The organism is Haloferula luteola, from assembly GCF_014201715.1.
In the GTDB taxonomy this organism is placed as follows: domain Bacteria; phylum Verrucomicrobiota; class Verrucomicrobiia; order Verrucomicrobiales; family Akkermansiaceae; genus Haloferula; species Haloferula luteola.
In genome coordinates this window covers 216202-237099 of the sequence record NZ_JACHFD010000002.1, presented here as the reverse complement: position 1 = coordinate 237099, position 20898 = coordinate 216202, and the positions used below count along the sequence as shown (strand labels likewise).

Below are 20898 nucleotides of genomic sequence, written 5' to 3'. Positions count from 1 at the left end.
TTTCTTGAGAACTTATGGCAGCGACGTTGAAATCAATCGTGCCCTTGTTTGTGGGCATCGTGGTGGGAGCGGTCGGCCTGTCTTTGTTCCGCGATAGCTTACCGGGAGAGGAAGGTTCACCTGAAGAGCGCGTGGTGGAGTTGGAAGCGGCACTCAAGAAGGCCGAAAATCGGATTGTGGCTTTTGAGGCCATGGGGCGCACCGATCATCGCGGCCGAACGCTAAGGGAAGGGATCGGGGATTTGGCCCAGCGGATCCGAGATGGAGGGAAAGTCACTCCGGATGAGCTTCTGCGGGCGACGCAACCGTTGACGCGGGATTTGGCGCCGTTTTTCGAACGGATCCACGCCAAACGATTGGCCCGGCAATATGATGCATTGGCGGGAGAATTGACGCGAAAATATGGTCTCAACGACGATCAAGCGGCACGCTTGAAATCCTGGTTCGAGCAGCATGCGCAGGATCAGGCAGAGAGGTGGGTGGATCTGGCCTCGCGTGAGGGAGCGTCGATGGAAGACTTGATGGAGGCGTCGATGGAAGCACGGGCAGATGAGGGCTTGGACGAGTTCATGGGCGGGATCCTTCAAGGAGAGGCAGGGGCGCAGTTCCGTTCGGATCGGCTGCATGAAAAGGCCGGAAGGGTCCAAGATTTTGCGGATATGAGGGTGGAGCGATTGGATCGAGTGGTGGGCTTGGACGACGGACAGCGGGATCTGCTCTTTGGGGTCATGGCGGCCGCATCGCCGGACTATGAGAACTCGATGCAATTTGAGGGGTCGGAGGGAATCATCACTCCGCAAGTGGGAGTGGATCGGGAGCAGGCGGTGATCGAGGCCCTATCACCGGGACAGAGGGCCGCCTATGAAGCCTTCAAAGAGGAAGAGCGTGCGAAAATGAACGAGCAAATGGGGGAGTTTGGTCTGACTTTGCCTGCGGATTGGGACGCATTTGATTGGTGATGCAAACGAAACCCGAGACGCGACGGACCGCCATTGAGATCCGGGACCTGAGGGTCGACTATGGAGACTTTGTCGCCGTCGACGACGTGTCGCTCCAAGTTCCTGCGGGAGAAGTATTTGGATTGGTGGGTCCGAATGGGGCGGGGAAAACGAGCACCTTTCGAGTTTTGGCGACCTTGATGGAGCCGACCTATGGAGAGGTGTTTCTCGATGGGGTGGATATTCAGGAGGACATCGAGATGGCGCGACGGATCGTCGGCTATATGCCTGATCTGGCACCCGTGCCGTCCGACCTCAAGGTGGGAGAGTTTCTCGAATTTCATGCGGCTGCCTATGGGCTGGGGACTCGCCAACAACAGCGGGATCGGGTGGCGGAGTGCTTGGAGGAGGTCGGAATGACCGAGCAGCGAAAGGCTTGGTGTGCAAAGCTTTCGCGAGGTCAGACTCAGCGGGTGGTGCTGGCGAAGACGCTTTTGCATCGGCCGAGGGTCATGATTTTGGATGAGCCCGCGAGTGGACTGGACCCGTTGGCTCGCCGTGACCTCAAAGACGCGCTGCGACGGTTGGTGAAAACGGGAGCAACCGTGTTTGTGAGTTCGCACATCCTCAGCGAGCTGGCTGAGATGTGCACTTCGTTGTGCGTGATGAATCGAGGGAAGCTGCTAGCGGCGGGAACGGCGGAAGAGGTGCGGCGATTGATGGGGAATGGGGGGCGGCGACTCACGATGAAGTTCGTATCGCAAGCCGAGGCGGCGGCCGATTGGATGCAGGGAAAGCCTGGAATTGAAGCGATCGCGCGAGAAGGAGAGAGCCTAACGCTGGCATTTGCAGGAGAGGAAGATCACCAGGCTGAGCTGATGGCGGGTCTGGTGATGGCAGGTTTTCGGATGGTGAGCTTTGAAGAACGAAAGTCTTCCTTTGAAGAAATCCTCGTGGAGGTGGCGGAATCCAATCGAAAGCGATGAGCGAAGAAGACATGATTTCCCTTCGCCCGAGGCGGCATGGGTGGTGGGCCATTCCGGTGAACCCGATTTTCCGGCGATACGCGTGTTCGCGGTTGAGGCTGAGGGGGGGAGGGGTCGGGGTGTTTCTTGCGGTGCTTGGTGCCGGCTTTCTTTTTGCGTTGTGTCGGTCGATTGGATTCAACCGGACCGATTATGATCCGATGGATGCGGAGAGAACTCCGTTGATCCCCTTGATGGTGCTGCAATGCGTCATTCTTTTTGCATTGGGCACCGCACAAGTGGCGGGTGGTATGACGGGAGAGCGCGATGAAGGGGTGATCGATTATCAGCGGCTTCTGCCGATGTCGCCCTTGGCCAAGGTGCTGGGGTTTCTATTCGGACTGCCGGTGCGGGAGTGGGCGATGTTCGCCGTCACCTTTCCGTTTTCGCTGTGGGGATTGGTCAAGGGCGGGGTGGATCCCGTGGTTTGGATGCGACTGTATGCGGTGCTGATCTCTTCGGCGCTTTTGTATCACTTCACGGGACTGGTGACGGGGATGGTGGTGAAGAATCGGCGTTGGGCCTTTCTCACCTCGATCGGGCTGGTATTTGGCCTCTATACGGTGGTGCCTCAGCTTGCCAAACTCGGGCTGGTGACCTTCAAATACCTGACGATCGTACCGATTTTCGAAGAGTCACTCCCCTCGTTGTTACCGGAGGTGCCGGCATCGATGGTGAAATTAAGCCAGCGATGGCTGCCGACGGTGAAGTTTTTCAATCTCGATTTCTCCGAGGCCTGGTTCACCGTTTTTTCTCAATTGGGTTTGATGCTGACGTTTTTGCGGATGCTGTGTCGACGGTGGGAGCGTACGGAATCGCACCTGCTGGGCAAAACCTGGGCGACAGGTTTTTTCATTTGGATCCAAGTTCTGCTGCTGGGAACGGCGCTGCCGGAAATTGGAACTGGCGGTCTTTTCCCGTCCCGCGGAATGGGACGTTTGATTCCGATGATGCCGGATCGGGCTCCAGAGAAATTTGAGGCGGTTTGGCTCTCGGGTATCTATGGGTTGTTTTCGTTGGTGCTGTTGTATGGATTTGCGCTGATGGTGACGCCGTCGCCAGATCGTCAGCTTGCAGGATGGCGGAGAGCCGTGAAACAAGGTCGGAGTCGACTGCCTTGGAGCGGAGATGCGGCAACGAGTTTTGGTTGGATCGGGATCATGGCGCTGGCCGGGGCCACGGCTTGGTTTGTTTTCACTCAGCGAGTGGTGGAATCTGACTGGTTTCCGGGTCAGGTCGTTCCCCAGTCGGTGGCGGGCTGGATGGTGGGATTGCTGTTGGCCCTCGCTTGGGGGTTCCAAGCGCTTCTTGAATTGCATGGGAGGCGTGCCGTGTTCATGGCGGCGATTTTGGTGGGAGCGGTGCCTTTGATGGTGGGAGCGGTGTTGGGTTCCATCAGTGATTCGTGGTGGCCAACGGCGGTTTGGGTGATGGGGGCGTCGCCGATGACATTGCCCGTCTATGCTGCAGGCAGTCTGTTGCAAATTGCTGAGTTGCCTGCGTCGGTGGCTCGAGCGGTGCCCAGAGCCTGCGCCTTTTGGGGCATGTTGGCGGGGTTCGCAGCCGTCTGGGGGGCGGTATCGCTTCGCGCCAGTCGTCAGCGCATGGCGCAAATCATGTTGGAGTCGGGAGAGAAAGAATGACGCTTGGGTCCGCTTGCAGTTTGTCGAATTTGCCGCGAGCCTGCGGGCGTGTTGCCGAAGGAGTATGAGACGAATCAGGGCCCGTTGATGGTGCGTAACCCACGGGTGGATGATATTCCCGCCATCATTGCGCTGCATCGCCGGTGTTTCCCCGCCATGATGGCGGCGGATGGAGCCTGGGAGGAAAGCGAGTTGCGCTCCCACTTGAACGTTTTTGAAGAAGGGCAGCTGATTGCGGAGGCCGAGGGGAAAATCGTGGGAGTGGCCTCTTCGTTGATCGTCTCAATGGGCCGCAATCCTCTTCGCGCCCATACCTATTATGGGATCACCGACGATGGATATTTTTACAATCACGACCCCCAAGGAGACACTCTCTACGGAGCTGAGGTGTATGTGGACCCGAATCTTCGGGGGCGGGGTATTGGGAAGGTCCTCTACGAAGCGCGAAGAGAGCTTTGTCGGCGTCTGAATTTGCGACGGATCCTCGCAGGAGGGCGTTTGTCGCGATACTCCGAGTATGCGGACAGGCTTACGCCGGAGGAATACGTTTGGCAGGTTCAGGATGGAAAAATCCAAGACCCGGTACTGGGGTTTCAGATCTCTCAGGGTTTCGCGGTGCGGGGGGTGATGCCCAACTACATTCGCGACCCGAAATCGAAGGATTTTGCGAGCCTGATCGAATGGATCAATCCGGAGTATCAGGCGAAGGAGGAAGACGACACCAAGGTTCGTGTGGCATGCGTGCAATATCAGATGCGGAAGTTGGATGGATTTGAGGATTTCGCGAACCAAGTGCGCTATTTCGTCGAGACTGCTGGAGAGGATTATGGTGCCGAGTTCGTGGTGTTCCCGGAGTTTTTGACGGTCCAGTTGTTGAGTGGCTTGGAACCGATGGGTTCTCGCGAAGGAATTCGGAAGCTATCGGAATTCACGGATCAGTTTGTGGAACTGATGAGCACGCTGGCCCGAGAGCAGGGTTTGTATTTGATTGCCGGATCTCATCCGGTCGCCCAGAAGGATGGGCGTCTTTTCAATACGGCAATGATTTTCAAGCCGGACGGGACCCATGTTTCCCAACCGAAGCTCCACATCACACCGAGTGAGCGGACCTGGTGGGGAATCACCGGAGGCGACTCCATGGTGGTGGTGCAGACCCCGAAAGCACGGATTGGCGTGCTGATTTGCTACGACGTGGAGTTTCCCGAGGCGACCCGGTATCTGGCAGATCGCGGAGTGGAGATTCTTTTTGTGCCTTACTGCACGGACAATCGTCAGGGCTACCTGCGGGTCAGCACTTGTGCAGCGGCTCGAGCGATCGAGAACCAAATCTATGTGGTGACGGCGGGGGTTGTCGGGAATTTGCCGGACGTGCCTGCGATGGACATCCATTACGGAAGGGCGGCGGTGTTCACCCCAAGTGATTTCGAATTTGCTCGGGACGGAATTCAGGCTCAGGCGGATGCCAACGTGGAGACGATGCTGGTGACGGATGTGGATATTTCCGATCTTTATCGATCTCGGCAAAGTGGATCGGTGACCCCGGTGAATGATCGGCGAAGAGACCTCTTCGAGTTTCAGGCAAAGCTTTCCAATGAAATGATCCAAGCCGGTGTCGAAGAAGGGCACCTTTGAGCGTCAAAAAGGACGAATTGCCTAAAACTTGAGCCTCCCGCTGCTCCCATTGACGTTGGGGAGGTGAAAATTTTTTAGAGACTGTTCCGTTGTGAAGTGATGGCTGGCGATGGCGGTTTTGTTGTGACTTGCTTGTTTGGAGGTTATTGTGTGGATTATTTCGGTTAGGTTGCGGGCTACGTGATCGCGTAGGATTGGAAATTGTTAATATTTGGAATTGGTGATTCCCGGGTCCGATTGGTAATAAGGACTCGCAAAACAAATTCCCGGCATGACCCGTTCCTCTGATCTCCACGATTATCGCTCCGCATACGCGGCGGCGCAGTCGGCGGCGTTGCGCGCAGGAGGGCCCGTTTCCCGAGCGGCGTCGCCGGAAGTTGAGGCAAAGTTGGGACGGATGTTGTGGGTCGTTGGAGGCCTGTTCCTTTCTGCGCTGCTGTCTCTCCTGAGTGTGGGAATTTGGCTAAGCGTTTGAACGACGCGTCCTTCGTTCTGTCCTCCGAATGGAGCCAGGCTCATAAAAAAACGGCGACCCATGAAGGAAGCCGTTTCTTGGAACGAAGGAGAAGGGCTTTGCGCTTGGCGAAGCCAACGACTGGTCAAGCGTCGACCAGAGCGAACTTGAGTTCTGCTTCTGATGCGACCTCGCCATTGACCAAGCACCGGCAGCGTGTTGAGCCAATCGAACCGCGGATTTTCATCACTTCCGATTCGATGTAGAGGGTATCGCCGGGGAGAACCGGGCGCCGCCATTTCACGCTGTCGGCGCTCATGAAGTAGCCAATCTTTCCGGCGTTTTCAGGTTTTCTCAGCATGAGCACGCTGGAGACTTGAGCCATGGCTTCCAGCTGGAGAACGCCTGGCATGATCGGGTGGCCCGGGAAGTGCCCAGGGAAAAAGGGCTCATTCATGGTCACGTTTTTGATGCCGACGCATTTGGTGTCACCGACGAAGTCGACAATGCGATCGACGAGGAGGAAGGGGTAGCGGTGAGGAAGAATCTTGAGGATGTCGTTGATATCGAGCACCGCTTCTCCGGAGGGAATGGCGAAGGGGGCGGCCAGGGAACGCATGCGCGAGTATTCCCGCTTGAGCGTGGCTGCGAGCTTGGTGTTCGGGCCGTGCCCCGGTTTGACGCAAATCACGTGGCCGAGGATGCGTTTGCCGGAGAGCATGAGGTCGCCGATGACGTCGAGCGCTTTGTGGCGAGCAAATTCGTTGGGGAAGCGAACGGCCTCTTTGCTCATGACTTGATCGCCCCGCACCACGACGGCGTTTTCGAGTGAACCTCCTTTGATCAGCCCTTTGTCGAGGAGCGGTTTGACGTCCTCGTAGTAGACGAAGGTCCGGGCGGGCGCGATCTCGGCTTCATAGGTCTCAGGAGTGACCTCCGATGAGAAATACTGGGTGAAGCGACCCTCAGGTCCGATGTTCGTGACGGACACCCGAAAGGTCTTACAAGGAACAATGGTCAGCAAGGACCCGTCGCCGGTTTCGAGATGAATCGGTTCACGAATTTCCCACGTTTTGCGAGGAGCATCTTGAGGGACGATGCCAGCCTTCTTGATCAGCTCCACGAATGGGAGGGATGAGCCATCCGCAATGGGGGGCTCGTTGGCGTCCATCTCAATGATGGCGTTGTCCACCCCCATGCCGCAAAGTGCGGATAAAACGTGTTCGACGGTGTGGACCTTGACCGAGCCTTCCGCGAGGGTGGTGGCCCGCTCGACCGTCTGGACCTTGTCGACGTCGGCATCGATGAAAGGCTGATCAGGGATATCTGTCCGGCGGAACTTGAAGCCGTGATTCACCGGGGCAGGCTTCAACGTAAGGGTGACCTTGGAGCCAGTATGGAGCGAAGTGCCCTCAAGGGTGGCGGAGGACGCCAAAGTGTGTTGCGCGGCGGCGGACATGGGAGGAGGGGAAACTTCCGGAGGCTAAGATCAAAGTGCAAAATTCTGGAAACGCAGGGTTGAGTCGGGCGTGGCGCTGCGGAGAATCCCGGGGGTGCGGGCGATTTGTGATTTTCAGGTGATCGACGAGTCACCGGATTGGATCGTTGTCGACAAGCCGGCGCCTTTGATGGTGCACCCGGCGAATGGCAGTCGGGAGCCGACATTGCTGAGCGGACTTGAAGTGCTGCTGGCCGCGGAGCTGGCAGGAGGGAGGGGAGGGCTGTCGATCTTGACGCGTCTTGATCGAGAAACGAGTGGCTTGGTCTTGGTGGCCAAGCACGCTGCCGCGGCGAAAGCCTTGTCGGTGCCCTTGGCGAGTCGAACCGCCTTCAAGGGCTACCACGCGATTTCTCACGGTTGGCCATCATGGGACGAAATGGTGGTGGACGGTCCCTTGCGAAGAGCGGGGGAGGTGAAGGAGAGCCGAATATGGCTTCGGCAGTGTGTGGATCCTGGTGGGAAGCCAGCGACGACTCACTTTCGTGTGTTGAAACGATTTGAGAAAGAAGCTCGTCCATTTTGTCTTCTCCGATGTGTTCCAGAGACGGGAAGGACCCATCAAATCCGGGCTCACCTGGAGCATGTGGGGCATCCCTTGGTGGGGGACAAGATTTACGGGACGGATGGATCCGCCTACTTAGCCCAAATGGAGGATGGGCTGGATGAGGTTCATGCGCGGGCTCTGCTGTTGAGCCGACAGGCATTGCACGCCGCCGAATTGGCACTCGAGTGGGAAGGTGAGGTCCATCGTTGGGAGTGTCCGATGGCGAGGGATTTGGCTCGGTTTCTGGGTGCTGCCTAGACTAGAGAGGGCGCATGCCGGATTTGGCCGATGTTTGTGAATGGATGGACCGCGAGCTACGAATTCGCGAAATTCCGGATTATTCGGGAGCCGTCAATGGACTCCAACTTGAGAATGATCGTCCGGTCCTGCGAGTGGCCGCTGCGGTCGATGCCTCGCTCCCGGTGATGGAAGAGGCCGTTCGGCAGGATGTGGATCTCCTCGTCGTGCATCACGGGCTTTTTTGGCAGGGTGCACGTCCTTTGGTCGGGGGAAACTATCGCAAATGGAAGACAGCGATCGAGGGCGGGCTGGCGGTCTATTCGGCCCACCTGCCCTTGGATGTGCATGGTGAATGGGGGAATAATATCCTTTTGGCTCAAGCGATCGGACTGCAGGTGACGGGTTCCTTTCTTGAGTGGAAAGGGCTACCGATTGGCTTGCTTGGGGAAATGGAAAGTCATCGCGAAGATTTGCGAAAACGCCTCGAAACCGCGGTGGCTGGGCCTGTTCACGTCTGTCCAGGCGGGCCGGAAGATTTGGGATTGGTGGGCCTTTGCACGGGAGGAGCGGGCTCTCAAATCGCTGAGGCAGCAGAGAGGGGCGTACGGACCTTGATTACCGGTGAGGGCCCCCATTGGAGTTTTCCGTTGGCCGAAGAATTGGGAGTCAATGTGTTCTATGCGGGTCATTACGCGACCGAGACCTTTGGGGTCAGGCGACTGGTCGCGGAGCTGGGACGGAAGTTTTCTCTCGAAACGCAATTTTTGGATCATCCCTCGGGACTTTGAAAAATGAGCGCCCTTAGGGAGAAGTTTTTCGAACGCTCTCCCGTGGACTGCGCCCGGGATCTCATTGGAGCGGAGTTTCGATGGGATGGCTGCTCGGGAAAAATTGTCGAAACCGAGGCGTACTCGGATCGAGGGGACCCGGCATGCCATACCTTCTTTCGGCCGTCAGCTCGGACATTTGTGGAGAATCATCCTCCGGGTGCGGCTTATGTTTACCTCAACTACGGGGTCCACTGGCTCTTTAATATTCTGACGCGTGACGCCGATGGCTCAGGCTTTGTGCTTCTCCGGGCCCTTGAGCCGCGAACAGGATTGGAAATGATGCGGCAACGTCGTGGCGGGAGGAGAGATCGAGAGCTGTGCTCAGGCCCCGGCAGGCTCTGTCAAGCCCTTGGTATTGAGGGGTCGGCTCACGGATCCTGTTTTCTCTCGGAGGAGAAACGTGGATTGGCGGTCTCCTCGGAAAACATACGCGTCGTGGCAGGTCCAAGAATTGGAATCCGCCGAGCGGTGGATCTCCCTTGGAGATTTGGGGAGGCGGGTTCCGCCTATCTCAGCCGCGCATTTTGAGCGTTCGACGCTGGTACGGGTGATGGGAATCGAACCCACGCCTCAAGCTTGGGAAGCTCGCGTTCTACCATTGAACTACACCCGCAGGTCGGCGGGCAGGGGGGTAGCGTTCACCTTCCAAGAAATCAATGAGTTTTTGCGATTGGGCGAACGACCTTAAAAACCCCCGTTCATTTTGAAAAAAGCCTTGCCGGGTGAAGGTCGAAGCGGTTAGTAACGGGACATCCAAGAGCGCGGGTATAGCTTAGTGGTAAAGCTCTAGCCTTCCAAGCTAGCTATGCGGGTTCGATTCCCGCTACCCGCTCCAATCAACCATCTCTCTACAATAAGCGTCATGAAATCAACGTCTCGCCTCCTGATTCTGGCTGCAGCCGCCCTTGGCGCGCATGCGGCTTCCGCGGCGGATTGCGTCGAGCTTTCCGTTTCCGTTAAGCACGCTGTGTCCGCCGATGCTTCCAAGGTTTTGGAAGTGGTGGAAAAGCAAGTGGCCGCCAGCCCCGATTGCGCCTGCGAAATCGTCAAGGCTGCTATTTCTGCCTCGGAGGCAGATGCCAAGACGGTGGCTGCCATCGTCGAGGTGGCCGGCACTTCGGCTCCTGACCAAGTCCGCATGGTCGCTCAGTGCGCCGTTGCCGTGGCACCTGACTCGATCAACGAAGTTCAGATGGTCATGGCCCGCATCGATCCCGGTAGCGGTGAGCCCGTGATGAGTGATTCTAAGGATCCGAAGACTCCGGTGGAAGTGAAGCCAGCTTGGAATCCTCTCGATTTCCCTGGTCAAGGCCCAGTGGGTCCGACGCCTGGCGGTCCTGGTGGCAATGGTCTGATTCCTTTGGGTCCTTCGACCGATGGTCCGATCCAAATCGTTCCTCCGGTGATCCTTCCTCCGGTGACGCCCCCTTCGACCTACACGGATTTCTACTACATGCCTTCCTGAGATCCTGATTTTGCAATGATCTGAGGGGCGATTCCGCCCCTCGCTTTGCCAACTTAATTTTCCATCTACAGTATGAAATCCCATTTTGCCGCCCTTCTTGCGACTGCAGCAGCGCTCAACGTTGCTTCTGCCGCTGAGGGTCTCTACTACATCGGTTCCGAAGCTCAGGAAAGCCTTCCCCTCAAGTGGGTGGTGGGCATGAATGCAGTGTGGGACGACAATGTATCGCCGACCGCCACTGGCGCTGGTGCCAATGACGAGGCTTTCAGCCTTAACCCCTATGTGGGTGTGTCGTTCGTGAACATCACTCCGCAGTCGACTCTCGATGTCTACGCTCGCCTCGGTCTGATCTACTACATCGATGAGCCTGCCGCTGCCGGCACCGACGATCTCTACCCACAAACTCGAGTGGGTGTGAACTGGACTCACCGTTTCAACGAGCGTCTTCGCTTTAGCAGCCGGAACTTTGTTTCCTACGAGCTTGAGCCTGACTACGCTTACGGATTCGCTTCCTCGCGTCAGCTTGATGCTTACCTCTACGCTCAGACCGACAACTCGATCGGCTACCGCTGGACCGAGCGTCTTGCAACCTACACCGGTTTCAACTTCTCGATCCTCGATTACGAAAACAACGTTTCGAATTCGGATCGCACGATCTGGGGTCTCTATCAACAATTCCGTTACCAGCTGACTCCTCAGTCGGTGGTGACCTTTGATTACCGCTATTCGCAGACTGATGCCGATGGTCTCGCAGCCGACTCGGACTCTCACTACTTCCTCCTCGGTCTCGAGCATCGCTTCAGCCCGAATACCATTTTGATCGCCCGTGGTGGTGCTCAAGTTCGTGAGACGGACGCGGTCAATGGTAGCGATGGCACCAGCCCGTTCGTGGAAGTCGCCCTTCGTTCTCGCATCAACGATGTCTTCTCCATTCGCGGATTCGCCCGGTATGGGTCCGAAGTTTACGATACGGTTCGTCAAACGGCTCCGCTCGGTCCGCTTTATGACTTCGATGACCGCCGCACCATGCGTCTGGGGATCACCGGTGAGTATGCCATCTCGCCCATGCTGAGCGTGTTTGGGGGTGTTGACTACATCACTGCCAAGTTCGATGACGGTCGCTTGGTGGCGGGCGCTGGCGCTGCAACTCTGAGTGGGATTGATGAAGATCTCGTCAATGCTTACCTCGGCTTGTCCGTCAAGTTCACGGATTCCCTTTATGGCACCGTGTCCTACAACTACACCGACAGCAACTCGGACTTCGTGGGCTACTCCTACGATCGTAACCGGGTGAGCGTTGGAGTTCGCGCCGAGTTCTAATGGAATCCTGCTAATTGGTTAACGTCGCTTAAATTTTTTCGACAGCTTTCCAATTCGCGCAATTTACCAAACTCCCGCAATGATCTTCATTGCGGGAGTTTTTCGTTTGATAAGCTGCCTTGGGTTTAGGCAAATACCCCCAATCCACATTCATGAGTTCTCCAAATTCGCAGAGCGCTGAGGCTGGCCTCCACGCCGTCGACTACTGGCAGGTGATCCGAAATCGCTACGGGATCATCTTGTTGGCCTTCCTCTTGGTCTTCATGACCGCGTTGGTGATCACCTACGTGATGCCCAAGAAGTATGAATCTACGGCCACCTTACAGGTGCGATCGAGTGCTCCTTCATTGGAAGTGCTCCCAGGGATCGTCTCAAGAACGGCATCTGCAGTCACCCAGTCCTTCCTTCAAACGGAGTTTGAGGTCATCACCGCCCAGAAGACTCTGGACATCGTGATTGATGAATTGGATCTGACGAATCACTGGAACCTTGATCGTGAGGAAGTTCGGCAGTCGCTTGCGGGAATGATTGATGCAGAGAACATTCGTGGCACGGAGCTCATCAAGATCAAGGTGCGCGCTTCCAACCCTCGTGATGCCAGGATGATTGCCGAGCGGGTTTCAAAGGCCTACCGCCTCCGTCGTGCTGAGCTGGAGAACAAGCGATCCGACCAAGCCTTGGCCGAGTTGCGTGAGGCTGTGATTGCTCAAGAGGACCTGGTGGAGGAAAAACGACGGGCTCTCACCACTCTCATTCGGACCGAACGCATTCCTTATGTGCCGACGCGTTCCGGCCAGGGTCAGGCCTACAACGAAATCGACGATGCTCGTGTGGCTGCCCAACGGTATGCGGAGCTTGAGGCGGAGAAGGTGCGTTTGGAGAGTCAGATTGAGACGCTGCTTCGTTACTCGGGGCCTCAATTGATGACCTATGCTGCGGGCTTGAATCTTCCGGAGAACGTGATTCGTACCCTGCACCCTCAGTATTTGGAGGCTCAGCGCACCTTGGATGCTCTCAAGGCGGGTGGATTGGGTGAGAATCACCCGAACGTGAGGCAGCAAAAGGAGGTGTTGGATGGTTTGTGGAGCCAACTTCAAGACGGGGTGGTCGCCTTGCGTGAAACTTTGAATGCCCAGCTCGAGTTGAGCAAACGGCAGGCAGAAGGACTGAAGAAAGCGGCGAATGAAAAAGAGGACGAAGCCGTGACCATGGGGATTGCCCGTCAGAGCTTTGATGATGCCCGGGCCGATTTCGAAACAGCGCAAGCGCTCCTCGAAGATCTGAAGATCAAAGAAATCGGCGAGCAGATGCAGCGCCGAATTTCGGAGGACCCAGTGATTGTTCACGAAGAACCTGTGGAAGCTCAGGCGCCTGTCGTTCCCAACGTCACCTTGAATTTGGCTCTGGGCGCGATTGTAGGTTTGATTTTCGGAGTGGGGATCGCGTTCCTCCTTGAGTATCTGGATACTTCCGTGAAGACCTTGGAAGACGTGGAGCGCTATCTCCAAGTTCCCGTTTTGGCGGTGATTCCGAAGGATGTGGGTGTGCTTTACAAGCAGAGTGGCATGAGCCCCGATGCGGAGGCTTACCGGATCCTCAGAACCAACATCGAGTTCAATCGCAAGAACCCTGAAGACAATGCGATTACAGTGGTTTCTGGTGGAGCCGGTGAAGGGAAGTCGACGACTCTTGTCAACCTGGCCTACATTTGTGCGCAAGGCGGCTACACAACGCTGATGATCGACGCCGACCTTCGTCGTCCGCGACTTCATACATTCTTCGACATCAACAATTCGGTGGGCCTCACCAATTACCTCACCACGGACCTGATGCTTGAGGATGTGATCCTGCAGACTCCGGTCGATAATCTCTACTTCATGCCTTCGGGGATCCTTCCGGCCGATGCCGCTGGGATCTTGAACTCGCGCCGCATGTCCGAACTGATTCAGGATGTGAAGCAACGGTTTGACCTGGTATTGGTCGACTCCCCGCCAATCCTTGGGGTGAGCGATGCATCGGTTTTGGCCAGTGAGGTGGATTTGACGATGATTGTGGTCCAGCATCGCAAGCTTCCGCGCAACATGCTTCAAAGAGTCAAGTCGACCGTTGAAGGGGTGGGCGGTCACGTGATTGGCGTGGTTCTGAACAACGTGGATGTCCGCAGCGATAGCCAATATCAATATTACACGAGCTATTACACTTACTACGCTCCATCGGATTCGCCTCAACCTTCGGGTGGCGCGAAGCCAAAGTCTGTGGCAGGTTCCGACGGATCGGGAAGAAGCTCCTCCTCCAAGGATCAGGACGACCTCTACTGATGGGCGGTTGGTCCGAAACCTCTAGATTCTCAAAATATGAAATTTCTTCTTACTCTCCTCTGTTTGTTTGTCGCCTTTGGGCACCAACTTCAGGCACAGACGACGATTCAGGCTGGGCGTGCAATTGAGATCCGTATCGTCGGGGTGCCGCCGGAAGAGGCGGCCCGGGTCAACAACACCTACCCGGTGTCTGAGGGTGGCTACGTTCGGATGCCTTACATCGGAAATGTTCGGGCTGCTGGACTTCGTCCCGAGGCCCTCGCGCAGAGTATCGAGGCCAGTTATCGGGCTGCAAAGATCTACACCAGCCCGACGATCCAAGTCATTTCGAGCAGCGATGAAACGCTTACCGAACTGATGCTGACGGTGGGTGGTTACGTTCGGAAGGCAGGACCTGTGAAGTATTTCCGCGGTCTTACCCTCTACAACGCCGTGCAGGCCGCAGGAGGAGCGAATGAATTTGGTAGCATGCACCGGGTTCGCCTTCTTCGAGACGGGAAGGTCAAAGAGTATGATTTGACGGAAATTGCTTCGAAGACGGTGGCGGTTGAGCCGAACGACACTATCGAAGTTCCTCAGAAGAACATCTTTGGGCGGTGATGCCGTGATGAAGTCGCTCTGGGCCAGATTTTGGCTCCGCGCCCTATTTCGAGGGATCTTCGCGATGGCGGGGATCCCTTGCTTTGTTCTTGGAGGTGAGAAAATCCCCCCAGCGATTTGCGAGCAGTTGGGGAGTGAGCAGTACCCGATCCGCATTGCTGGTCAAAAGGCTCTCGATCGGTGGCTTCGGGAGAAGAAGGACGCTCGAGTAGGCGTTCTGCTGGAAATGGCCACTTTGGAGCCCGATCCTGAGATTCGGACATGGATCCGGGTGACGGTGAGAGAAGTCATTTTGGAGCAGCTTCAGGGTGATGGTCCGGGCTTTCTGGGAATTGTCATGGGACTTGATCCTGATGGGGTTCGAATCGACGGGACAGTTTCTGGGTTGGCAGCAGAGAAGGCGGGTTTGATGCCTGGGGACCTGATTCTTAAGGTCGAGGATAAGGAGGTTGGGGGAGCAACAGCCCGCTCTGTTTTTCGGGAAATGATTTCCAAACTGAGTCCGGGTGATCGAGTCCACCTTTGGGTCTCAAGAGATGGGGAAATGAAGGAGTGGGAGGTCGTCTTGAGCGGACATCCGTGGAGTGTTCCCACTCTGGATGGTGCGCTTGATCCTGCGAGGGAGGAGGAGGCGAAGGAAGCGCGCTTCTCTCAGTGGTTGAAGGAAGAGGCCGCGAGACAAAACCCAAGTTCGTGACGCTTCTTAGGAAACGTCTCAGGGTTTTGGGTTCGACAAGCCGAGGTGGTGTGCGACGCTCCTGAGACCTCTTTCCCAAGTTCCATTCTATGTTCGGACTGAAATCACAAGTGGCCGCCGCGTTTTCGTTGGCATTGGCCGGAACCCAGGTGGCCTGTGCGGAGCAAACGGATTTCAACAAGGTGGGACGCCAGATGGCGATCATGCTCCAGAACAGCCACTTTGATCGAGCGAATCAGTCCTTCAAAGAACTGAGCGACGACTTTTTGGCAACCTACCTTCGGGATCTCGATTACGGACGGATTTACTTCACCCAAAAGGACGTCGACCGGTTCCAATCGGAGTACGGTGAACGATTGGCTTCGATGCTTTTAGAAGAGGACAGCATGGATGCCGCAAACGACATCTATCAGATCTTTGTGGAGCGCGTGGAAGCTCGTGTTGCCCAGGCCAACGAGCTCCTTTCGGGGGATGAGTTCGATTTCACCCAACCTGAAACGATCATGCGCACACGGAAGGATGCAGCATGGCCGAAGGATGAAAAGGAAGCGGAAGACCTGTTTCGTAAGCAGATCAAGGAGTCGCTTCTTTCTGAGAAGCTGCGTCGCGAAATGCTGATGAAGCTGGCGAAGGAGCAGTCCAAAGAGGATCTTTTCAAAGACGAACGGAGTCCCGAGGACAAGATCAAGCTGCGCTATGAGAGGTTTCTTCATTCGGTGAAGGACGTGGATTCGGATGACGTCGCGACGTACTTTCTGAGTGCCGTTGCCAAGACCTTTGATCCGCATACGGACTATCTCAGCTTCAAGCAGATGGAGCGCTTCCGAGATGATATGCGGAATCAGCTGGTGGGGATCGGCGCCTTGCTCCAAGCCGAAGAGGATGGGGCGACCAAGATCATGGGCATTGTGGTGAATGGCCCAGCGGACCGTGCCGGGGAACTCCGTTTGAATGATCGGGTGGTGGGCGTGGATCCGACGAATTCGGGGCGACCAGAGGACATGGTCGACATCATGTTCATGAAGATCGACAAAGTGGTCGATCTGATCCGCGGGAACGAGGGAAGTGAAGTGAGGCTCAAGGTGGAGCCTGCTGGAGGAGTTCCCGGGGAGACGCAAATGATCGTGATCCAGCGAGGCAAGGTGGAGCTTAAGGATGAGCAGGCCACGGCTGAGGTGATCGATGTCGCTGGCAAGGAGGAAGAAAAACAGCGGATTGGTTTCATCACGCTTCCTTCATTCTACGCGGATTTTGATGCAGGCGATACTCGTTGCTCTACCGACGTCGAGGTCCTGTTGCAGCGATTGATTGACGAGAAAATCGACGGTCTGGTGTTGGATCTTCGAAACAACGGTGGCGGTTCCCTCGAAGAAGTTCGGAGGATGACCGGCTTCTTCACCAATCGGCTTCCTGTCGTTCAAGTGAAGAACACTTTGGGTCAGGTGCAGGTGAAGGAATCGGACAATCGGCGTCCGATGTATTCCGGCCCGATGGTGGTTCTCGTGGACAAGAGCAGCGCATCTGCAAGTGAGATTCTTGCCGGTGCTTTGCAAGATGACAACCGGGCGGTGATCGTAGGCGAATCTTCCACATTTGGAAAAGGAACGGTGCAGCAGCCGATGGATATCGGTCGTCACATGCCGCTTTTTGCCGAAAGCCGTCGGGCGGGGACCTTGAAGGTGACGATCCAGAAATTCTATCGTCCCTCGGGTTCTTCGACGCAAAACCAAGGAGTGATTCCAGACGTCCTTTTGCCCAGCCTCATGGATGCCCTGGAGATCGGCGAAAAGTACCTGGACCACGCCTTGGATCACGATGTGATTCGTCCTGCTCCTGGATTTGATCCGATGCCCAAGGCGAACTTGTTCGTTCCTCGATTGCAGGAACTCAGCGAAAAGCGTGTCGAGGCGTCGAAGGACTTCAGTTATATCCTTGAGGATGTGGCTCGTGAGAAAAAGCGGCGCGAGGGCAATGACGTTTCTCTTGTGTTGGCGACACGCCAAGCAGAATTGGCCGACGCGGACAAGTTGCAGAAGGGACGAAATGCTGAACGCCGGGAGCGCTTTGCCACGATGGAGGAAGGCGACAAGAAGCAATTCACTTTCTACAAGCTCACTTTGGACGATGCCAATGAGGAGCAGGCGTTGAAGCTCTTTGATCCGACGGAGGAGGCGAGCGGCAATATGCGCCGGGCCAAGGATAAGACTGAAGAACTCGATACGACTCCAGAGTGGCCCAGTGGTTTGGATCCGTTCAAACGCGAAGCATTGTCGGTTTTAGGGGATCTCATCGACGTGACTCGGGACGCAAAAATGGCAGGGATGCTGAAGTCGTCGAATCTTCGGTAATGCCCATCGTCGATCATCTTCGGGAGATTCGAAGTCGAATGGATCGCGCCTGTGACCAAGGAGGGCGGGCGCGTGACGAAGTTCAGCTTCTTGCCGTATCGAAGACCTTTGGTTGGGAGAGCATCCAAGAGGCCTACCAGGCAGGTCAGAGAAGTTTCGGAGAGAGTCGCCAGCAAGAGGCAGAGGCGAAGATCAGGGAGTTGCCCTCAGATATTGAGTGGCATTTCATTGGAACTCTTCAGCGCAACAAGGTGAGGAAGGTGCTGGAAGCATTCTCCGTGATTCACAGCGTGAGTTCCCTCCGATTGGCGCGACATATTGACCGAATCGCCGACGAGATGGGCGTGCGACCGAAGGTTTTTTTGGAGATCAATATTGCCGGGGAGATCTCGAAGGGAGGTTTTCCCATCAAAACCCTTCACGGGGAGTTTGCCGAGCTGATGGCATTGGAGCATCTTCAATGGCAAGGTCTGATGGCGATTCCACCGGAAGAAGCAAGTTCGGCGATGGCCGCGAAATGGTTTCGGCAGGTGCGCGAGTTGCGAGATGAGCTGCAGGAAAGCTCTGGCCATGCATTGCCCGAGCTTTCCATGGGGATGAGTGGGGACTACGAAGTGGCGATCGCCGAGGGTGCGACTTTGGTTCGTGTGGGCTCGGCAATCTTTGGAGATCGATTTTATCCGGCATGAAACTGGAACATACCGCCGTCATTGGCAGTGAATTGGCCTTGGCTTTCGACGACGGCATCGAAGCGTACATACCTCTCCTTTTGCTTCGTCGTGCTTGCCCGTGTGCGCAATGTCAGGGCGAACCCGATGCATTGGGGCGCGTGGTGGTGCCGGCAAGCACCATTGGGGATCGGGGATGCGAAGTGACCGGGATGGAGACCGTGGGAGGATACGGTTTGCAGATCCGATGGGCGGATGGCCACTCCACAGGGATTTACAGCTATCCTCTTTTGCGCCAGCTGGCGGCTGCAGCCGAAAACTGAACAAGCCGCGTCGGCGCCATGATCAAGGTGTGGCCCCTGGAAGGATTTGTTCGGTGAGGCGGTCGATCCCAGACTGAGCCAGCGAGCTAGCCGGGTAGATGGATCGGGCTTTGAGATACCAGCTTAGAGCGGAACCCACCTGAGAGTCGCTTCGGTTCTCGAAAGTTTGGGCCTGGTCGAGTGCTTTGGTGAAATCCGCGACATTGGGAGCAAGTTGTTCGAGCTTGCGCCCAAGTTTGGGGTCATCTGGGAATTCCTCCCGAAGTGTCGCGAGCTGCTCCCACGCGGCATAGGATTGATCCATCTTTTCGAACTCAGACGCTTTGGCCAGAGCTCCGTCGATGCGGAAGATATTGCCGATGATCTGTTTGAAGGCGGATTCGCGAGTGGCATCCCCGTGGATTGCCGGTGCGATCTCATATTGGCGGCGGTGAATCTCGCGAAAGTTGCTCTCGCTGATCAGGCGATCGAAATCATTTCGAATCTGAGTGAGGCCACTGCTTTGAGAGACGAGTTGGTCAAATTCCGCGAGTTTGGGGTTTTGTGGCCAAACTTCCATGGCGCTTTGGATCTCGGATGCGGCCTTGTCGGTGTCGCCTTGAGCGGCGGCGTGCTTGGCGGCATCGATGTGCATGTTGCTCACCCGCGTGAAGGTGGCAATCGCTGCCGTCGGTTTGGTGGCATCAAAATCGGATGCTGTTTCTTTCAGGCCATCGATCAGCGATTCGGCGGTGGCGTAATCCTTGGCGTCAATGGCGGCGATCAACTTGTATGACTCTCGTACGTATTCGAGGATCTTCCGCTTCTTTTCCCGGGGCAGGGTCTGAATCGTCGGCATGAATTCACCGACCATGTAGGCTTCGCTGAGGCGTTTGGAGGCACTTTCCAGTTCGCCTCTTTCCGAAAGGAATTCGAAGGCTTCGACGCCTTTGTCGACATCTCGGATGGCCTCACTCGCCAGAGAGTCGAGAGCTGCGACGGTCGGACTGGTGCCGAAAGTTTCGAGGAGCATCTTGGAAAGGTCGGAGTTCTTGTCGATCCTCAGCTCATTGTCGCCATCCTTGAAGACCTGATGATAGAACCTCGCTGCCATGAGGACGTGCTCAAATCGCCGTTGACCGAAGAACTGAACCATCAAGGCTTGGTATTGAGCCTTGGCCTGGATGATCTGAAGTTCCCCTTTGGCGCGATTGGCCTTGGAGAGCGCATCGATCTCGGCGGCCCGCTTGACGGTGTCCTTGTATTCAAGAGAGTCGGTTCCGGTGCCATTTTTCGGAACCCTTTCGGTGACCGTCTCGTTGTTTCCTCCTTTTGTCTCTCGCGTCTGGTTGACACGGGTCTTTGCTGCCATGACGTCAGCATTGTGGATCATCCGTTGTTTTTCCTGCTCCATCGCCTCCATCAAGGCCTTGGTGGCGCGGACGTCCTTTTTGGCGAGGACAGCGGCATAGATCGCTTGGGAAAGGGAATCGCAGAGCTTGGCGTCGCCCGGGTAGGAAGAGGCTCGGGGGAGCAAGGCGACTCCTCCCGAGAAATCCGGGCCTCCTTCGTGGTGGGGTGAAATGCAGGCGAGGATTTCGGCAATGGTCTTGCGGTATTCGACTGCCTGCTCGGAATCGTCCGCCGGTTCATTGAGGTAACGCTCGAATCGTGCCGAAACGAGTCGGTTGTCCGTGGCGGACCAGCTGTGGCCGTTCCAGGAGACAAGTTCGCTCGATGGGTCCAGAAAAGGGAGCTCGTTGCCGGCGAGCGGTGGGGCGGACGTCGGCTTGGAATCGCGTCGGACGACGGTGTCCTGTGGCGTGCGGTCCGCCTGCGAATGATCGGCAGGAGGGGGAACGTAGACCTGGGAGAAGGCGAGCGAGCTGGTGGCAGCAAGAAGGCAGAGCGGCTTCATCGAGAGAGGGATGCGATGGTTTTAGAGCGGCTGGACCGCTTCGGCGACGGCGATGCCGCGGTCCCGAAAGCGGACGCGGAAGGCGTAGTGGCGGCCCCGCTCAATGTTGATTTTGGAAAGTTCGGCGGGGATCTCGATTCCGAGAAATCGCGCCTGATCGTTCTCGCCCACTTGGAGCGAGATGAGTTGTCCCTGATCGGCGGTCCATGCGAGTTTTCCATCGATCATGCCATCGACAACGTAGCTGTTGCCGCGGAGGGCATTGGAATTGATTTCGACCTGAACCATATCCAAGGGGGCGCCGTCGAGGGGCGAGGAGGAACCCTTTTGACCGATCCACGCCTTGCCCCCGACGAAGGCGAGCACCGCGATCGCGATGAGACTGACGATAAGGGTGGGTTTGGGTCCAGAACTGGCGCGGCGAGGCATGATAGGCGAGTGAAGGGTAAGGGTGG

At 56.5% G+C, this 20898-nt stretch carries 19 protein-coding genes and 2 tRNA genes; 17 read left to right on the top strand and 4 right to left on the bottom strand.

Annotated features, from left to right (window positions below):
• Positions 1–14 precede the first annotated feature (14 nt).
• The 5 genes from HNR46_RS02885 (at position 15) to HNR46_RS02865 (ending at position 5713) form a co-directional block, all read left to right on the top strand.
• Positions 15–959 (top strand): hypothetical protein, encoded by a 945-nt coding sequence (locus tag HNR46_RS02885; RefSeq protein ID WP_184015614.1) that lies wholly within the window; start codon positions 15–17, stop codon positions 957–959.
• Positions 959–1924 (top strand): ABC transporter ATP-binding protein, encoded by a 966-nt coding sequence (locus tag HNR46_RS02880; RefSeq protein WP_184015612.1) that lies wholly within the window; start codon positions 959–961, stop codon positions 1922–1924. Before HNR46_RS02885 ends, HNR46_RS02880 begins: the two co-directional genes overlap by 1 nt.
• Positions 1921–3606: a hypothetical protein gene (locus HNR46_RS02875; protein ID WP_184015611.1), complete on the top strand. Its 1686-nt coding sequence runs from the start codon at positions 1921–1923 to the stop codon at positions 3604–3606. The genes HNR46_RS02880 and HNR46_RS02875 overlap by 4 nt, the downstream gene beginning before the upstream one ends.
• Before the next feature lie 48 nt (positions 3607–3654).
• On the top strand, positions 3655–5238 hold the full coding sequence (locus HNR46_RS02870) for a bifunctional GNAT family N-acetyltransferase/carbon-nitrogen hydrolase family protein (RefSeq protein WP_221284979.1): 1584 nt from the start codon (positions 3655–3657) through the stop codon (positions 5236–5238).
• A 271-nt stretch (positions 5239–5509) separates the two neighbouring features.
• On the top strand, positions 5510–5713 hold the full coding sequence (locus HNR46_RS02865; RefSeq protein WP_184015609.1) for a hypothetical protein: 204 nt from the start codon (positions 5510–5512) through the stop codon (positions 5711–5713).
• A gap of 124 nt (positions 5714–5837) precedes the next feature.
• Here HNR46_RS02865 and HNR46_RS02860 read toward each other — a convergent pair whose 3' ends face one another.
• Positions 5838–7151, bottom strand: coding sequence for a bifunctional UDP-3-O-[3-hydroxymyristoyl] N-acetylglucosamine deacetylase/3-hydroxyacyl-ACP dehydratase (locus HNR46_RS02860; protein ID WP_184015607.1), 1314 nt, complete (start codon positions 7149–7151; stop codon positions 5838–5840).
• A gap of 70 nt (positions 7152–7221) precedes the next feature.
• Here HNR46_RS02860 and HNR46_RS02855 point away from each other — a divergent pair, with 70 nt between their 5' ends.
• Genes HNR46_RS02855 through HNR46_RS21320 form a run of 3 tightly spaced genes read left to right on the top strand, consistent with a single transcriptional unit; the run spans position 7222 to position 9335 of the window.
• Positions 7222–7995, top strand: a complete 774-nt coding sequence (locus tag HNR46_RS02855) for an RluA family pseudouridine synthase (RefSeq protein ID WP_343076008.1) — start codon at positions 7222–7224, stop codon at positions 7993–7995.
• Positions 7996–8009: 14 nt separating this feature from the next.
• The gene (locus HNR46_RS02850; protein WP_184015605.1) at positions 8010–8765 is read left to right on the top strand and encodes a Nif3-like dinuclear metal center hexameric protein; all 756 of its coding nucleotides are present in this window, start codon (positions 8010–8012) and stop codon (positions 8763–8765) included.
• A 3-nt stretch (positions 8766–8768) separates the two neighbouring features.
• Entirely contained in the window at positions 8769–9335 is a 567-nt protein-coding gene (locus tag HNR46_RS21320; protein ID WP_184015603.1) for a DNA-3-methyladenine glycosylase, read from the top strand.
• Between the two features lie 11 nt (positions 9336–9346).
• On the opposite strand, the gene HNR46_RS02840 is transcribed toward HNR46_RS21320, so the two are convergent.
• Positions 9347–9420: transfer RNA gene (locus tag HNR46_RS02840), tRNA-Gly, on the bottom strand.
• Positions 9421–9568: 148 nt separating this feature from the next.
• Between HNR46_RS02840 and HNR46_RS02835 the strand changes: the two genes are divergently transcribed.
• The 9 genes from HNR46_RS02835 (at position 9569) to HNR46_RS02795 (ending at position 18546) form a co-directional block, all read left to right on the top strand.
• Positions 9569–9642: transfer RNA gene (locus HNR46_RS02835), tRNA-Gly, on the top strand.
• 27 nt (positions 9643–9669) lie between these two features.
• Positions 9670–10272 (top strand): hypothetical protein, encoded by a 603-nt coding sequence (locus tag HNR46_RS02830; RefSeq protein WP_184015601.1) that lies wholly within the window; start codon positions 9670–9672, stop codon positions 10270–10272.
• Between the two features lie 72 nt (positions 10273–10344).
• Positions 10345–11592 (top strand): porin family protein, encoded by a 1248-nt coding sequence (locus tag HNR46_RS02825; RefSeq protein ID WP_184015599.1) that lies wholly within the window; start codon positions 10345–10347, stop codon positions 11590–11592.
• A 152-nt stretch (positions 11593–11744) separates the two neighbouring features.
• Positions 11745–13910 carry a GumC family protein gene (locus HNR46_RS02820; protein WP_184015597.1) on the top strand — a complete coding sequence of 722 codons (2166 nt, stop codon included), beginning with the start codon at positions 11745–11747 and terminating at the stop codon, positions 13908–13910.
• A 36-nt stretch (positions 13911–13946) separates the two neighbouring features.
• Positions 13947–14510: a polysaccharide biosynthesis/export family protein gene (locus tag HNR46_RS02815; RefSeq protein WP_184015595.1), complete on the top strand. Its 564-nt coding sequence runs from the start codon at positions 13947–13949 to the stop codon at positions 14508–14510.
• A gap of 64 nt (positions 14511–14574) precedes the next feature.
• Positions 14575–15207, top strand: coding sequence for a PDZ domain-containing protein (locus HNR46_RS02810; RefSeq protein ID WP_184015593.1), 633 nt, complete (start codon positions 14575–14577; stop codon positions 15205–15207).
• Positions 15208–15296: 89 nt separating this feature from the next.
• Complete coding sequence (locus HNR46_RS02805; RefSeq protein ID WP_184015591.1) at positions 15297–17555, top strand: carboxy terminal-processing peptidase; 2259 nt, start codon at positions 15297–15299, stop codon at positions 17553–17555.
• A 38-nt stretch (positions 17556–17593) separates the two neighbouring features.
• Positions 17594–18244, top strand: a complete 651-nt coding sequence (locus HNR46_RS02800; RefSeq protein ID WP_246417877.1) for a YggS family pyridoxal phosphate-dependent enzyme — start codon at positions 17594–17596, stop codon at positions 18242–18244.
• The gene (locus HNR46_RS02795) at positions 18241–18546 is read left to right on the top strand and encodes a DUF971 domain-containing protein (RefSeq protein ID WP_184015587.1); all 306 of its coding nucleotides are present in this window, start codon (positions 18241–18243) and stop codon (positions 18544–18546) included. Before HNR46_RS02800 ends, HNR46_RS02795 begins: the two co-directional genes overlap by 4 nt.
• Positions 18547–18568: 22 nt before the next feature.
• Here HNR46_RS02795 and HNR46_RS02790 read toward each other — a convergent pair whose 3' ends face one another.
• Together HNR46_RS02790 and HNR46_RS02785 are read right to left on the bottom strand one after the other, a co-directional pair.
• Complete coding sequence (locus HNR46_RS02790; protein ID WP_184015585.1) at positions 18569–20443, bottom strand: hypothetical protein; 1875 nt, start codon at positions 20441–20443, stop codon at positions 18569–18571.
• Positions 20444–20464: 21 nt separating this feature from the next.
• Complete coding sequence (locus HNR46_RS02785) at positions 20465–20872, bottom strand: hypothetical protein (protein ID WP_184015583.1); 408 nt, start codon at positions 20870–20872, stop codon at positions 20465–20467.
• Between the last annotated feature and the right edge of the window lie 26 nt (positions 20873–20898).

Coding starts and splice junctions, on each gene's coding strand:
- HNR46_RS02825 (WP_184015599.1), top strand. CDS start 10,345: ATGAAATCCCATTTTGCCGCCCTTCTTGCGACTGCAGCAGCGCTCAAC.
- HNR46_RS02850 (WP_184015605.1), top strand. CDS start 8,010: ATGCCGGATTTGGCCGATGTTTGTGAATGGATGGACCGCGAGCTACGA.
- HNR46_RS02875 (WP_184015611.1), top strand. CDS start 1,921: ATGAGCGAAGAAGACATGATTTCCCTTCGCCCGAGGCGGCATGGGTGG.
- HNR46_RS02795 (WP_184015587.1), top strand. CDS start 18,241: ATGAAACTGGAACATACCGCCGTCATTGGCAGTGAATTGGCCTTGGCT.
- HNR46_RS02815 (WP_184015595.1), top strand. CDS start 13,947: ATGAAATTTCTTCTTACTCTCCTCTGTTTGTTTGTCGCCTTTGGGCAC.
- HNR46_RS21320 (WP_184015603.1), top strand. CDS start 8,769: ATGAGCGCCCTTAGGGAGAAGTTTTTCGAACGCTCTCCCGTGGACTGC.
- HNR46_RS02805 (WP_184015591.1), top strand. CDS start 15,297: ATGTTCGGACTGAAATCACAAGTGGCCGCCGCGTTTTCGTTGGCATTG.
- HNR46_RS02830 (WP_184015601.1), top strand. CDS start 9,670: ATGAAATCAACGTCTCGCCTCCTGATTCTGGCTGCAGCCGCCCTTGGC.
- HNR46_RS02800 (WP_246417877.1), top strand. CDS start 17,594: ATGGATCGCGCCTGTGACCAAGGAGGGCGGGCGCGTGACGAAGTTCAG.
- HNR46_RS02820 (WP_184015597.1), top strand. CDS start 11,745: ATGAGTTCTCCAAATTCGCAGAGCGCTGAGGCTGGCCTCCACGCCGTC.
- HNR46_RS02865 (WP_184015609.1), top strand. CDS start 5,510: ATGACCCGTTCCTCTGATCTCCACGATTATCGCTCCGCATACGCGGCG.
- HNR46_RS02860 (WP_184015607.1), bottom strand. CDS start 7,151: ATGTCCGCCGCCGCGCAACACACTTTGGCGTCCTCCGCCACCCTTGAG.
- HNR46_RS02790 (WP_184015585.1), bottom strand. CDS start 20,443: ATGAAGCCGCTCTGCCTTCTTGCTGCCACCAGCTCGCTCGCCTTCTCC.
- HNR46_RS02810 (WP_184015593.1), top strand. CDS start 14,575: ATGGCGGGGATCCCTTGCTTTGTTCTTGGAGGTGAGAAAATCCCCCCA.
- HNR46_RS02785 (WP_184015583.1), bottom strand. CDS start 20,872: ATGCCTCGCCGCGCCAGTTCTGGACCCAAACCCACCCTTATCGTCAGT.
- HNR46_RS02880 (WP_184015612.1), top strand. CDS start 959: ATGCAAACGAAACCCGAGACGCGACGGACCGCCATTGAGATCCGGGAC.
- HNR46_RS02885 (WP_184015614.1), top strand. CDS start 15: ATGGCAGCGACGTTGAAATCAATCGTGCCCTTGTTTGTGGGCATCGTG.